13 protein-coding genes are annotated in these 12,474 nt (G+C 66.1%); 8 read left to right on the top strand and 5 right to left on the bottom strand.

Features of this window, described 5'->3' with window-relative positions; translation table 11 throughout:
- Positions 1-97: 97 nt before the first annotated feature.
- Entirely contained in the window at positions 98-526 is a 429-nt protein-coding gene (locus CFB24_RS04120) for a nuclear transport factor 2 family protein (protein ID WP_088519261.1), read from the bottom strand.
- A gap of 363 nt (positions 527-889) precedes the next feature.
- Between CFB24_RS04120 and CFB24_RS04115 the strand changes: the two genes are divergently transcribed.
- The 5 genes from CFB24_RS04115 (at position 890) to CFB24_RS04095 (ending at position 3,548) form a co-directional block, all read left to right on the top strand.
- Entirely contained in the window at positions 890-1,270 is a 381-nt protein-coding gene (locus tag CFB24_RS04115) for an AtpZ/AtpI family protein (protein WP_088519260.1), read from the top strand.
- A 44-nt stretch (positions 1,271-1,314) separates the two neighbouring features.
- Positions 1,315-2,076 carry a F0F1 ATP synthase subunit A gene (locus tag CFB24_RS04110; protein ID WP_088519259.1) on the top strand — a complete coding sequence of 254 codons (762 nt, stop codon included), beginning with the start codon at positions 1,315-1,317 and terminating at the stop codon, positions 2,074-2,076.
- A gap of 53 nt (positions 2,077-2,129) precedes the next feature.
- Complete coding sequence (locus CFB24_RS04105) at positions 2,130-2,360, top strand: F0F1 ATP synthase subunit C (protein ID WP_088519258.1); 231 nt, start codon at positions 2,130-2,132, stop codon at positions 2,358-2,360.
- A gap of 146 nt (positions 2,361-2,506) precedes the next feature.
- Positions 2,507-3,061 carry a F0F1 ATP synthase subunit B family protein gene (locus tag CFB24_RS04100; protein WP_088519257.1) on the top strand — a complete coding sequence of 185 codons (555 nt, stop codon included), beginning with the start codon at positions 2,507-2,509 and terminating at the stop codon, positions 3,059-3,061.
- A gap of 10 nt (positions 3,062-3,071) precedes the next feature.
- Positions 3,072-3,548, top strand: coding sequence for a F0F1 ATP synthase subunit B family protein (locus CFB24_RS04095; protein ID WP_088519256.1), 477 nt, complete (start codon positions 3,072-3,074; stop codon positions 3,546-3,548).
- Positions 3,549-3,606: 58 nt separating this feature from the next.
- On the opposite strand, the gene CFB24_RS04090 is transcribed toward CFB24_RS04095, so the two are convergent.
- Positions 3,607-3,843, bottom strand: coding sequence for a hypothetical protein (locus CFB24_RS04090; protein WP_088519255.1), 237 nt, complete (start codon positions 3,841-3,843; stop codon positions 3,607-3,609).
- Between the two features lie 291 nt (positions 3,844-4,134).
- Here CFB24_RS04090 and CFB24_RS04085 point away from each other — a divergent pair, with 291 nt between their 5' ends.
- Complete coding sequence (locus CFB24_RS04085) at positions 4,135-5,850, top strand: methyl-accepting chemotaxis protein (protein WP_088519254.1); 1,716 nt, start codon at positions 4,135-4,137, stop codon at positions 5,848-5,850.
- A 117-nt stretch (positions 5,851-5,967) separates the two neighbouring features.
- On the opposite strand, the gene CFB24_RS04080 is transcribed toward CFB24_RS04085, so the two are convergent.
- The 3 genes from CFB24_RS04080 to CFB24_RS04070 all read right to left on the bottom strand — a co-directional run bounded on the left by CFB24_RS04080 (position 5,968) and on the right by CFB24_RS04070 (position 10,455).
- Positions 5,968-6,936, bottom strand: a complete 969-nt coding sequence (locus CFB24_RS04080) for a sulfotransferase (RefSeq protein WP_244593313.1) — start codon at positions 6,934-6,936, stop codon at positions 5,968-5,970.
- A gap of 161 nt (positions 6,937-7,097) precedes the next feature.
- Entirely contained in the window at positions 7,098-9,854 is a 2,757-nt protein-coding gene (gene ppc / locus CFB24_RS04075; protein WP_088519252.1) for a phosphoenolpyruvate carboxylase, read from the bottom strand.
- Positions 9,855-9,927: 73 nt separating this feature from the next.
- Positions 9,928-10,455 carry an NUDIX domain-containing protein gene (locus CFB24_RS04070; protein ID WP_244593312.1) on the bottom strand — a complete coding sequence of 176 codons (528 nt, stop codon included), beginning with the start codon at positions 10,453-10,455 and terminating at the stop codon, positions 9,928-9,930.
- A gap of 112 nt (positions 10,456-10,567) precedes the next feature.
- Here CFB24_RS04070 and mbfA point away from each other — a divergent pair, with 112 nt between their 5' ends.
- Together mbfA and CFB24_RS04060 are read left to right on the top strand one after the other, a co-directional pair.
- The gene (gene mbfA, locus CFB24_RS04065; protein WP_088519525.1) at positions 10,568-11,539 is read left to right on the top strand and encodes an iron exporter MbfA; all 972 of its coding nucleotides are present in this window, start codon (positions 10,568-10,570) and stop codon (positions 11,537-11,539) included.
- Positions 11,539-12,453 carry a metallophosphoesterase family protein gene (locus CFB24_RS04060; protein WP_088519250.1) on the top strand — a complete coding sequence of 305 codons (915 nt, stop codon included), beginning with the start codon at positions 11,539-11,541 and terminating at the stop codon, positions 12,451-12,453. The genes mbfA and CFB24_RS04060 overlap by 1 nt, the downstream gene beginning before the upstream one ends.
- Positions 12,454-12,474: the final 21 nt, after the last annotated feature.

Below are 12,474 nucleotides of genomic sequence, written 5' to 3'. Positions count from 1 at the left end.
GGCGTCACGCCGCGCGCCGCCGCCGAGGCTTTTGGGCAGCGGCAAGCTCAAGTCAGGAGGGAACGCGGAGCCTCCGGCGTCCGGTTCCTTCGGCGCTTCAGTCGCCCGCCAGTTTTTCGTGCCAGCTGGTGTCGATATATTCGTAAAGTTCGGTGATCTTGAAATCGCGGAACTTGATGAGATTGCCGACCATGATGTCGAGCCGCGCCGCCGTGCCGCGATGGCGCAGGCTGTTGCGGCGGCGAATGCCGATTGTGTCGCCCTCGACGAGAATGTTGAGCATCCGGCCGTCGGTCTGCTCGATGTCGCCGTCGATCCGCGCCAGCGCGGCGCGAATCGCCGGCTTGCCGACGTAGAGGCCGCTGTACGGATAGGCGGGGACCCGCCCGATGATGTGAAAGACGGCGTCCTCGTGGAAAAAGCCGAGAAATGTGTCGAGATCGAATCGGGTGGCGTAGGCCTGGCCGACCAGATCGCGAATCGCGGCGCGCGGATCCTCGCCGAGGAAATCGTTTTCGTGGCGCATGATGGACGGCTTGACCTCGCTTGAGCATCCCTTCGGCCGGTTTATACGGCTTGCGCGTCCCCGGGTCGAGGCGGCGCGCCGGGGTTGTTGCGGCGCCTGCGCTAGACCTTTGGTCCCCTTTGCGGGCGAATGAGCATATTTCCGTTTAAAATCAAAGTGCTAACAATGATGATGAAATCCCCGGCTTATCTTGACAGCGGAAAGTCGCGTCAATATGGTGCGCCCGGTTCAAGAAGGGCGGGGCGTTGGCGTCCCGGCGTCCGGTTCCATCGGACGGCGCTTCAAACGACCTCCTGCTTGTCGAGGCGGCCGTCGGCGCGCCTTATCCATCCAACCGATCTTCGCGGATCGACCGGGGGCGTCATGCAGAACGGGTCCGACGACGCCGATGACATGAAGGCGCGGCTTGCGAAATTGGCGAGCGACCTTCAGGCGAAGCGCGAGGCGGAGATCGCCGAGGAGCGCAGCCGCTCCGATCCCGGCCCCGACAAGAGCCTCGGGCGTGCGATGAGTCTCGGCTTTCGCGTGCTCACGGAATTCGTCGTGGCCACGGTCATTGGCGCGCTGATCGGGTGGCGCCTGGACGTCTGGCTGGGAACAGCCCCGTGGCTGCTGATCCTGTTTCTGGGATTCGGCCTGGCTGCGGGGTTCAACAATGTCTACAAGCTGGCGGCCCCGCCAGCTTCACGCGCCGGCGAGAGCCGTCGCGGCAATGAACCGGACGGCGACCAGCCGCCGCAATAATTCGGACGGCGGGTTTCGCCCGCGACAAGAGTGAAGGACGGAACATGTCGGAAGCCGGCGCACCCGCGGTCGATCCCATCCACCAGTTTCATATCAAGGTGCTGCAGCCCTTCGATATTTTCGGGGTTGACGCCTCCTTCACCAATTCCGCGCTGTTCATGGCGATCGGCGCGCTGGCGGTGTTCTTCATCATGCTGATCGGCACCAGCGGCCGCAAGATCGTCCCGACCCGGCTGCAGGCCACCGCCGAGATGGCTTACGAGTTCGTCGCCGACATGGTGCGCTCGGTCTGCGGCGAAAGCGGCATGAAGTTCTTCCCGCTGGTGTTCAGCCTGTTCATGTTCGTGCTGGCCTGCAACCTGATCGGCCTGTGGCCCTACACTTATGAGGTGATGGCGCAGATCATCATCACCGCCGGCCTGGCGTTCTCGATCATCCTGCTGACGATCCTTTACGGCATCTACAAGCACGGCTTCCATTGGTTCGGCCTGTTCAAGCCGTCGGGCGTGATGCCGGCGCTGCTGCCGTTCATCATCGTGATCGAAATCCTGTCGTTCATCTCCCGTCCGGTTTCGCTCTCGGTTCGTCTGTTCGCCAACATGCTGGCCGGCCATATCATGCTGGTCGTGTTCGGCGGCTTCTGCGTCATGCTGCTCGGCGCCGGCTATTCCTATCTCGCGCCGCTGCCGCTGCTCGGCATCACCGTGCTGACCGCTTTCGAATTGCTGGTCTCGGTGCTGCAAGCTTACGTTTTCGCTGTTCTCACTTGCGTCTACATCAATGACGCGCTTCACCCGGGCCACTGATAATTTTATCTCAACAACAAATAGTCGCCCACAATATAAAATGGAGTCTTATGATGGGTTCTGAAGCAGCTAGACTTATCGGCGCCGGCCTCGCGGCGATCGGCGTTGGCGCGGCCGCGATCGGCGTCGGCGCGATCTGGGGCAACTTCCTGTCGGGCGCGCTGCGCAACCCGTCCGCCTCCGACGGCCAGTTCGGCCGCGTGTTCATCGGCACGGCGCTCGCCGAAGGTCTGGGCATCTTCGCCTTCCTGATCGCGCTGATCCTGCTGTTCGTCGCGAAGTAATCGTTTCGCGCCTCGGCTTCACGGCCGGGGCGCGTCTTTGCTGAAGGGCGTTCTGGCGCGCTTCAGTTTGGTGTTTGCGCGTTTTCGTTCGCGGGCTGGCCTCGCCTCCGCATGAAAGCGCTCCTCAAGACGACCAAGGAACGTCCATGGCCACGCAAGGCGCTGAAGGGCACGCCGCCGGAACCGAGGTTCCCGCCGGTCCCGCCCACGAAGATGTGTTCCCGCCCTTCGATTCGACCTATTTCGCGCCTCAGCTGATCTGGCTGGCGCTGATCTTCGGCACGCTCTATCTGCTGATGTCGAAGGTCGCCCTGCCGCGCGTCGCCGGCATTTTCTCGACCCGCAAGCAGGCCATCGCCGACGACCTCGCCGCCGCCCGCAAGGCGCAGGAGGCCGCCGCCGCCGCCGCCGCCGCGCATGAGAAGACTCTGGCCGGGGCCAAGGCCAAGGCCCAGGCCCTCGGCCAGCAGGCCCATGCGGAGGCCGCCGCCGCCGCCGACGCCAGCCGCGGCAAGCTCGAAGCCGAACTCGGCGCCAAGCTGACCGAGGCCGAGACCAAGATCGCCGAGACAAAGACCGCCGCCATGGCAAATGTCGACGCCATCGCGGTGGAAGTGGCCCACGCCATTCTGCAGCGCATCACCGGCCGCGCCGCCGACCCCAAGGCGGTCGTCGACGCCGTCGCCGCCGCGAAAGCCTGAGGAGGACATCATGGAATTTGATGCTGAATTCTATTTCCTGCTCGGCGCGGTCCTTCTTATCCTGTATTTCGCCTATCTCGGCGTGCACAAGATGATCGGCCGCGGACTGGACTCGCACATCGACCGGATCAAGAACGAACTCGACGAAGCCTCCCGGCTGCGCGCCGAGGCTCAGGCCCTGTTCGATAGCTTCGCCGGCAAGACGGCGCAGGCTGAGCAGCAGGCGGCCTCCATCGTCGCGCAGGCGAAGGCGGAAGCCGAGACCCTGGCCAACGAAGCGCAGGTTCGTCTGGAAGACTATATCGCCCGCCGCAAGAAGCAGGCTGACGAGAAGATCGCGCAGGCCGAGGCCCAGGCGATCGCCGACGTCCGCTCCGCGGCGACCGACGCCGCCATCAAGGCCGCCGAGACCGTGCTGAAGGCGTCCGCCGACCAGGCCGCCTTCGTCGATCAGGGCATCGCCAGCATCAAGACGCTGGTGAACTGAGCGTCTTCACATTGTTTGCGGGAAGGCCGGGGCTGCGCTCCGGCCTTTTTGTTTGGCGTCAGCACTCGCGTTCGCGGCGCGTCACGACGTCGCCGTCGCGGCGATAATGCCGCATCACGCGAACGGTGCAGCCGTCGTCGTCCTCATATTCGCGGACCAGCCGGTCGGCCGGCCGCTGGGCGCCGGTGTCGATGCCGACCCCGCCCGGCCCGATGTAAACGCCCTGCGCAAAGGCGCCGAAAAAGCTGAGCGGGGTCGCGACGGCTGCGACCGCTATCCGTTGGAATGCCCTCATCGCCAGACTCCCTTTGAGGATGTTTGAACCGCCGAGGCGCGGCGCGGTTCCACCTTGGAGGGGATGACCCTAGGATGCTTGCGCCGCAAAGTCGCAGTTGCGCGGAATCCGGCGCGCGTTTCCATATTGTTAACCGGTGCTGACGCATTGGTTTAAAAGAAGTTTGGCGCGCAGAGTTCCACTGGAGCCTTCGCGTCGACGAAGCGCGACGATTCTGGCGCGCTCTGCACTGCTCCGACGCGGCCATGAGGGCGGTCGTCGGACGAGTCCCAAAGCTGCTGGAACGCCCTCATGCGCGCGGTTATCGCCAATCTCAGTATTTTCTCCAAGATTTCTCTGGGCGTCGCCGGCATGCTTGTGCTGCTCGCGGCGGCCTCGGCCTGGACCTACGCTTCGATGTCCCGGCTTGACGGGCTGTTCGCCGACTATCGCGGCAAGGCGGAGCTGATGGCGCGCGCCGAGAAACTGTCCCAGGACATGAGCGCCTACGGCCTGATCGCCCAGACCTATGCGCGCACCGGCGACGACGCCCTGATGGACAAGGCGTCGGAAATCGGCGGCGTGGTCAATGACGACGTGGCGACGCTGCGCAAGGATTTCGTCAGCGCCGCCAGCATCGCGCTGCTCGATCGCGCCGACCAGAAAAACCAGGAGCTGGCGCAGCAGGTGTCGCATGTGTTCGAGGTGCGCGCCACGCTGGCCGAGGCGCGTCAGGGCGGGGCCGCCGACGACCAGTCCATGGCCCGCGCGCTCGAAGGATACGCGGCGGAAATCACCCGGCAGAGCGAGGCGCTCAGCGCCGACGCTTCGGCGCTCGTCACCGCCTTGCGCGCCGATCAGGCCGCCATCACCGACAGCACCGCCGCGCTCTTGAGCGACAGCATCCGCAACCTGCTGTTGGCCACGGCGCTGGCGCTGGGCGGCGGTCTGGCGATGGCGTATGGCGTCGCGGGGGCCATTTCCCGTCCGATCATCGCCATGACCGGCGTGATGGATCTGTTGGCGCATGGCGAGAGCGTCGGGGCGATTCCCTTTGCGGATCGCAAGGACGAAGTGGGGAAGATGGCGCGCGCCGTCGCCGTGTTCCAGACCAATCTCGAGGAGAACGGCCGGCTGCGCCAGGAGAATCTCGCGCGGGAGGAGCAGGCGCGGCAGGCCCAGCGCGCGCAGGCGCTGGCGCTCGGCGACCATTTCGAGGCGACGGTCGGCGGCGTCATCGCCCGCATCGGCGGCGCCGCGCAACAGTTGCAGGAATCGGTCGAGGCGATGTTGCAGGCGACCGAGGAAAGCGCGGCGCAGGCCACTTCGGTCACCTCCGGCGCCCAGGCGGCGGCGGCCAAGGTGCAGGCGATGGCGGCGGCGGCCGAACAATTGAGCGCGTCGACCGCGGAAATCGCGCAGCAATTCTCCCAGACCCAGACCGCTTCCGCCGCCGCCGCGCAGGAGGCGGATCAGAGCAAGGCGCAGATCGAGGCGATGAGCGTCGCCGCCGACGAAATCGGCGACATCACGCGCCTCATCAGCGAGATCGCCCAGCAGACCAACATGCTGGCCCTCAACGCGACCATCGAGGCGGCGCGCGCAGGCGAGGCCGGGCGCGGCTTCGCGGTGGTGGCGCAGGAGGTGAAGGCGCTGGCGACCCAGACCGCCAACGCCATCGAATCGATCAGCGCGCAAATGCACGAGGTGCAGCGGGCGACCCAGACCGCCTCGCGCTCGATGTGCGCCATCGCCGAGACCACCGACAACGCCAATCGCCTGGCGGCGAGCATCTCCGGCGTGGTGGAGCAGCAAAACGCGGCGACGCAGGAAATCGCCGCCAATGCGTCGCAAACCTCGCTCGACGTCGACGCCATCGCCGGCAATATCGCCAGGGTGGAGCAGGCGACGACGCTCTCGCGCGACGCCTGCGAGCGCTTGCTGGCGGCGTCCGGCGCCCTGTCGGAGCAGACCGAGCACCTCGGTCGGGAAATGCAGTCCGTGCTGCAGCACCTTCGCGCGGCGTGAGGCTTTCGCACACTGCGTAAGCCTTTTCGCGCGGGGCGGCGTCAGCCGGCGTCGCTGGCGCGCCGGCGCCGCAACAGGTCGGCCTGCAGAGAGTTGAGCAGGGCGATGGAGGGCGCGTCAGCCGCGATGCAGCAACTTGTCTTTCGCCGTCGTCAGCCAGCCCCAGGCTTCGGCCAGCTTATGTCCCTGCGCCGAAAACTCGCGTCGCCGGATGGTCTTGGCGAGAGCCTCCAACCTGCGCCGGTTTTCGCCAGCCAGGGCGCCCGCCATCAGCTCGCCGAAACGAACGGGATCGACGGGCGCCGCGCGAGACTTGTCGTAGAAATCGACGTTCAATCGCGCCGCCTCCTCGGCCCGGGCGCTATCGACATCGACGCCGGCAGGCTGAACGAGGGTTTCGACCGCCTTCACAATCATGCGCCAGTCGTCTTTCATCGCGTCATAGGAAACGATCTGGAATGGAATTTGAAGCTCGTCGCAAACGGCGAGGACGGATTCGTAGAACTGAACATAGCCGTCGAGAATATTCTTGTAGTGCGTGACGTCCACCGCAGTGTCGCGCCAATGCGCGCGGTGAACGCTGTGCGCATAAGACTCGAAATCCCGATAGATGATCAGAACACGCAGTCCGGGAAACAGCTCATGAAGGCGCCGCACATCGTCGCCGTCATAGCGAATTTCCTTGAATCCCCAGATCGTGTTCGCGTCAGATCCGGGAAGACGCGCCGTAAAGGCGCGCGTGAGGGTTTCACCCATCATCCCGACGATCTCGGAGTGGGAAAACGGCGTTCCCCAAGCCAGAAAACTGTCTTCAACACCGGTTTTAGTCAGGATCTTGTCGGCGTTCTCGGCCGCGCCGTGCTGCTCGAAACCTTCGAGCGCGCGCGCCAGGGAGGCGATGACGCCATCATGCTCGCCGAATATATACAAATTCCGGCAGCAATTGAGCACGCGCTGGACGTAGGTGCTGCCGGAGCGGCCTCGCGACAGGATGACCAGCGGCCCGTTTTGTGACGCTGAGGCGTTTGCGCCGTTGACGCTGGTCTCATGGCCATCGTCACATGATCGCGACGCGCAGGATAGCATATTCATGGCTGCTAAAATCTCGGCTTAATTTCACGGCAATCGGGAACAGTGAAACCACGCCCTCCTTTTTTGGTAATGACCAAAGGATGACGTTGGCTGCACCACAACGACGCAGCGTCACAATATTATTATATTTAGCCGAGCATGAGCGCCAGTGATTTTCAGCCGGTGTTGCGCAGTCCCGCCGCGATGCCGTTGATCGCCACGAGAATGCCGATGCGCACCTTGCGATCGTGGTCGCCGGCGCGCCAGCGCCGCAACAGGTCGGCCTGGAGATAGTTGAGCGGGGCGATATAGGGGAATCGGTGCGCGATCGAGCGCGCCAAAGCGGGATTGTCGGCGAGGCGGCCCTGGTCGCCGGTGATCGCGTCGAGCGCGCGGAACGTCCGCTCCGCCTCGGCCTCGATGGCGACGAAGATTTTATCGCCAAGGGCGCGGTCGGGGACGAGGTCGCGATAGCGCTGGGCGATGGAGAAATCCGCCTTGGCCAGCACCATGTCCATGTTGGACAGCAGCGTGCGGAAAAACGGCCATTCCGCGTGCATCCGCCGCAACAGATCCGGGGCGCCGCCGGACGCGAGGAATTGCTCGACCGCCGCGCCGAACCCATACCAGCCGGGCAGGGCGACCCGGCTCTGGCCCCAGGAAAAACTCCAGGGAATGGCGCGAAGATCCTCGATCCGGCGCGTCGCCTTGCGCGAGGCCGGGCGCGAGCCGATGTTCAGCTCCGCGATTTCGGCGATGGGGGTGGCGGCGTAGAAATAATCGACGAAGCCGGGCGTGTCGTAAACCAGCGCGCGATAGGCGCGCATCGAGGCTTCGGAAAGCGTCGCGGCGGTGTCCAGAAATTCGGCCGGGGGACGCTGGCCGTCGGCGAGCAGGGTGGCTTCGAGATCCGCCGCCATCAGCGTTTCCAGATTGCGCCGGCCGATTTCGGGATTGGCGTATTTGGCGTTGATGACCTCGCCCTGTTCGGTGAGGCGGATCTGGCCGCGCACCGTGCCCGGCGGCTGCGCCAGAATGGCCTGATAGGACGGGCCGCCGCCGCGCCCCACCGCGCCGCCGCGTCCATGAAACAGCCGCAGACGCATGCCGTCGAGCGAATCGAACAGGGCGGCCAGCGCGGTGGAGGCGCGGTAAAGCTCCCAATTGGAGGTGAGATAGCCGCCGTCCTTGTTGGAATCGGAATAGCCGAGCATCACGTCCTGCACGCCGCCGGAGCGCCGCATCAGGTCGGCGATCCCCGGCAGGGCGTAGAATTCGCGCATGATCTGTTCGGCGGCGCGCAAATCCTCGATGGTTTCGAACAAAGGGGTGACGATCAGGCCGAGGATGGCCTGTTCGCTGTCGTGCAGCGACCCGCGCAAGAGACCGCATTCCTTTTGCAGCAGCATCAGCTCCAAAAGGTCGCTCACGCTTTCGGTATGGCTGATGATGGCGTGGCGAATCACGCAGGGGCCGAGTTTTTCCCGCCACGCGCGCGCGGTCTCCAGCACCGCCAGTTCGGCGACGCAGTCGGGCGAATAGGTTCGGTCGGGCGCGCGCAGCGGGCGCGGGTCGGCCAGCAGGCGCAGCAGCAGGTCGATTTTCGCCGGCTCGGACAGGCCGCGATAGTCCGGCTCGATCCGCACGGCGGCGAGCAATTCGGCCAGCGTGGCCTCATGCCGGTCGGAGGACTGGCGCAGATCGGTGGTGGCCATGTGGAAGCCGAACACGTCCACGGCGCGGATCAGCGCGGCGAGCCGCCCGGCCGCCAGAGCCTTGCCGTGGTGGGCGTTGAGCGATTCGCGCACGATAAACAGATCGGCGCGGAACTCCTCCGCCCGGGCGTAGGGTTCGCCGTGCGCCGCCGCATGGCGCATCGCCTCGGCGCCGGCGAGGGCGCGCAGCGTGCCGGCGAGCCGCGCGTAAACGCCGATCAGGGCCTGCCGGTAAAACTCGTCCTCGCGATGCGGGTTGGGGTCGCCCGCCCGCGCCGCCAGCGCCTTCAATTCGTCCGAGCAGGGGGTGACGAGATCGGAGATCGACAATTCGCCGCCGAGCCGGTGCACCTCGACGAGGTAATGCCGCAGCACCGTCTCGCAATGCAGGCGCAGGGTGTCGGCCAAAGTGTCGGCGCGCACATTGGGATTGCCGTCGCGGTCGCCGCCGATCCAGTTGCCCATGCGGAAGAACGAGGGCGCGGGCGCGCCGAGGCGGCGGTCGAGTTCGGCGTAGAGCTTGGGAATCTGCTTGAGGAAGGTCGAGCGGTAATAGAGCAGCGCGTTCTCGATCTCGTCATGGACGGTGAGGCTGGCGGTGCGGATGATGCGCGTCTGCCACAATTGGGTGACGCGGGCGGCGAGCAGCGCCTCGTTTTCGGCCAGCTCCTCGTCGCCGCATCGGAATTCGCGCTGGCGCAGCAGTTCGGCGATGTCGCGTTCGGCGTCGAGGGTCGAGCGGCGCTGCACCTCGGTCGGATGCGCGGTCAGAACCGGCGAGACATAGGCCCCGGCGAGCGCCGCCCCGACGGCCGTCTCCGTCACCCCCGCCGCCTTGAGCCGCGCGAAGGCGTGGTCGAGTCCGCCCGGCTGCGCCTCCCCGGCATGGGCGGCGCGGCGGCGCAGAAAGTGGCGGTCCTCGGCGATATTGGCGAGATGGGAGAAATAGGTGAAGGCGCGCACCACCTTCACCGCCTCGTCATTGGTCAGGCCGCGCAACAGCGCGTCGAGATCGGCCGAAGCCACGGCGCGGCCGCGCGTCTCCGCCACCGACAGCCTGCGAATCCGCTCGATGCGGCGGAAAATCTCTTCGCCCTCCTGCTGGCGCACGGTTTCGCCGAGAATCTGCCCGAGCAGGCGGATGTCGGCGAACAGCGGCGCCAGTTTGGCGCTTTCGGCTTCGCTTTCGGCGGCGGTTTCGAGGAACTCTCCGTTCATGGTCGCTCCGCATCAGAAGCCGCATCGGCGCGCGGCGGCCCCATCATACGAAAGTCGGAGGCGTCGGCAAGCCTCACCAATGCAGCGACGGCGGCGCGAGGCCCAGGGCTTCCTGAATATGCGCGCGGGTGGCGGGCGTCGTGTCCTCCGGCAGGGCGTCGAGCGGAAAGAATCCACATTCGGCGATCTCCCAGTCCGGCGGACGCGGCCGCGCCTGCCGCGCCGGGACGACATAGAACACCACATGGTCGCGCGGGGAGTGCCGGGGATTGTAGTAGAAGCCGACCAGGCGCGCCGGCCCGGTCGTGACCAGCCCGCCTTCCTCGTCGAGTTCGCGCTCCAGCGAGCGCAGCGCGGTTTCGCGCGGCTCGACGCCGCCGCCCGGCAGGCAGAACCCCGGCGAATAGGTGTGGCGCACCAGGAAGACGCGATTGCGGTCGTCGAGCGCCATGCCGCGCACGCCCAGGGTTTTCGCGCGCAGCAGCAGCCCGGCGCCCTGCTGGCCGAAGCGGACCAGGCGTTGCCAGAAACGACGCCAGCGCGTCCGGCGGTCCTCCCGTCTGGACGCTTGAGCCTGAACCGTCTCTCGCCTAATCTCCACCCATGTCATCCGGCGCGTCCTCAATCCTGCGTAACCGCTCGATCATGCGGGCGAATTCCTGCTAAATTACGAATCGCGTGATGAGGCGCGCGGCGAGGAGAGGGACTTGGCTCTGAAGAAATTTGCTGACCTTACGGAACGCGAAATCCTGGCGATCGCCATCGCGTCCGAAGAAGAGGACAGCCGAATCTACCTTTCCTTCTCCGAGGAACTGGCCGACCGCTATCCCGCGACGTCAAAAGTTTTTGTCGAGATGGCCGAGGAGGAAGACGGCCATCGCCGGCAATTGCTGGAAATCTATCAGGCGCGCTTTGGCCGCAACCTGCCGCCGATCCGCCGTGAGGACGTCGGCGGCTATTACAGCCGCCGCCCGACCTGGCTGCTGAAGAACCTGCCGCTCGACATGATCCGCAGCCAGGCCGAGGCGATGGAGAAGGACGCCCAGCGCTTCTACATCCAGGCGGCGGAGGCGGCCAAGGACGTCGGCGTGCGCAAGCTGCTCGGCGATCTCGCTCTGGTCGAGCGCAGCCATGGCGAGAAGGCCAACGCCCTGTCGGAAGCCATTTTGACGGAAAGCGCCCGCGAGGAAGAGGGGCGCACCGCGCACAGGTTCTTTGTGCTGCAATATGTGCAGCCGGGTCTGGCCGGGCTGATGGACGGCTCGGTCTCCACGCTGGCGCCGCTGTTCGCCGCCGCCTTCGCCACCCACAGCAATTTCTCGACCTTTCTGGTGGGCCTCGCCGCCTCGCTCGGCGCGGGCATTTCCATGGGATTCGCCGAGGCTTTGTCCGACGACGGCTCGATCACCGGGCGCGGCGCGCCGATCATTCGCGGCGCGGTGTGCGGGTTCATGACCACGCTCGGCGGCCTCGGCCATTCGCTGCCCTATCTCGTGCCGGATTCCTGGCCCAACGCCTTCTGGACCGCCACGGCGATTGCGGCGGCGGTGGTTTTCGTCGAACTCTGGGCGATCGCCTATATCCGGGCGCGCTACATGGACACGCCCTTCCTCAAGGCGGTGGCGCAGATCGTGGTGGGCGGGGTCGTGGTCCTGCTCACCGGCATTTTGATTGGCGGCGCATAATGAGTTTTTTCCGGCTCGCCCATCTTTCCGACCCGCATATCGGCCCGCTGCCGCGCCCGAAATGGCGCGAGCTGCTCGGCAAGCGCGCCACCGGCTACATCAACTGGCGGCGCGGGCGGCATCGGGCGCATGACATGGACGCGCTGGCGGCGCTGGTCGCCGATTTGCGCGCGCAAAAACCCGATCACGTCGCCCTGACCGGCGATGTCTGCAACATCGGCCTTCCCGCGGAATTTCAGTTCGCCGCGCAATGGATGCGCACCCTGGGCGAACCCGACGAGGTCAGCCTCGCGCCGGGCAATCACGACGCCTATTTGCGCGCGTCCGTCGGCCTGATGGTGCGGGAATGGCGGCCCTGGATCAGCGGCGACGCGCCGGGGACCGGCTTTCCCTTCCTGCGCCGGCGCGAAGGCGTCGCCGTCATCGGCCTGTGCTCGGGCGTGCCGACCCTGCCGTTCGTCGCCGCCGGCAAGCTCGGCGCGGCGCAATTGCAGCGGCTGGAGCAGATGCTCGACGCGACCCGCGACGACATGCGCGTCGTGCTGCTGCACCATCCGCCGGTGGACGGCGGCGGCTCCATCCGCAACCTCCAGGACCACCGCGATTTCGCCACGGTTCTGGCGCGCCAGGGCGCCGAACTGGTGCTGCACGGCCACGCCCACAGCATTTCCCGAAAAGTGATGGCCGGCCCGGACGGCCCGATCCCCGTGCTGGGCATCGGCTCGGCCTCGTCCATCGGCCGCAATCCCAGGCGGCGCGCCGCCTATTATCTGATCGACCTCGATGTGAACGCGCGGCGTCTGCACATTTCCGCGAGACAGTTGGGCGCCGACGGGCAGTTCCACTCCATCGCCACCCAGCAATGGGCCGAGCGCCCCGGCGGGAAGGGGGCGCCGGTCGCCCTTTGGTTGTAGGGCGCGCCTTTGCGGCTGAAT

The organism is Rhodoblastus acidophilus (assembly GCF_900187365.1).
In the GTDB taxonomy this organism is placed as follows: Bacteria; Pseudomonadota; Alphaproteobacteria; order Rhizobiales; family Beijerinckiaceae; genus Rhodoblastus; species Rhodoblastus acidophilus.
The sequence above is the reverse complement of the archived record's forward strand: the minus strand, read 5'-3'. Positions and strand labels throughout refer to the sequence as shown.

Coding starts and splice junctions, on each gene's coding strand:
- CFB24_RS04115 (WP_088519260.1), top strand. CDS start 890: ATGCAGAACGGGTCCGACGACGCCGATGACATGAAGGCGCGGCTTGCG.
- CFB24_RS04080 (WP_244593313.1), bottom strand. CDS start 6,936: ATGCTATCCTGCGCGTCGCGATCATGTGACGATGGCCATGAGACCAGC.
- CFB24_RS04105 (WP_088519258.1), top strand. CDS start 2,130: ATGGGTTCTGAAGCAGCTAGACTTATCGGCGCCGGCCTCGCGGCGATC.
- ppc (WP_088519252.1), bottom strand. CDS start 9,854: ATGAACGGAGAGTTCCTCGAAACCGCCGCCGAAAGCGAAGCCGAAAGC.
- CFB24_RS04110 (WP_088519259.1), top strand. CDS start 1,315: ATGTCGGAAGCCGGCGCACCCGCGGTCGATCCCATCCACCAGTTTCAT.
- CFB24_RS04100 (WP_088519257.1), top strand. CDS start 2,507: ATGGCCACGCAAGGCGCTGAAGGGCACGCCGCCGGAACCGAGGTTCCC.
- CFB24_RS04120 (WP_088519261.1), bottom strand. CDS start 526: ATGCGCCACGAAAACGATTTCCTCGGCGAGGATCCGCGCGCCGCGATT.
- CFB24_RS04060 (WP_088519250.1), top strand. CDS start 11,539: ATGAGTTTTTTCCGGCTCGCCCATCTTTCCGACCCGCATATCGGCCCG.
- CFB24_RS04085 (WP_088519254.1), top strand. CDS start 4,135: ATGCGCGCGGTTATCGCCAATCTCAGTATTTTCTCCAAGATTTCTCTG.
- CFB24_RS04090 (WP_088519255.1), bottom strand. CDS start 3,843: ATGAGGGCATTCCAACGGATAGCGGTCGCAGCCGTCGCGACCCCGCTC.
- CFB24_RS04095 (WP_088519256.1), top strand. CDS start 3,072: ATGGAATTTGATGCTGAATTCTATTTCCTGCTCGGCGCGGTCCTTCTT.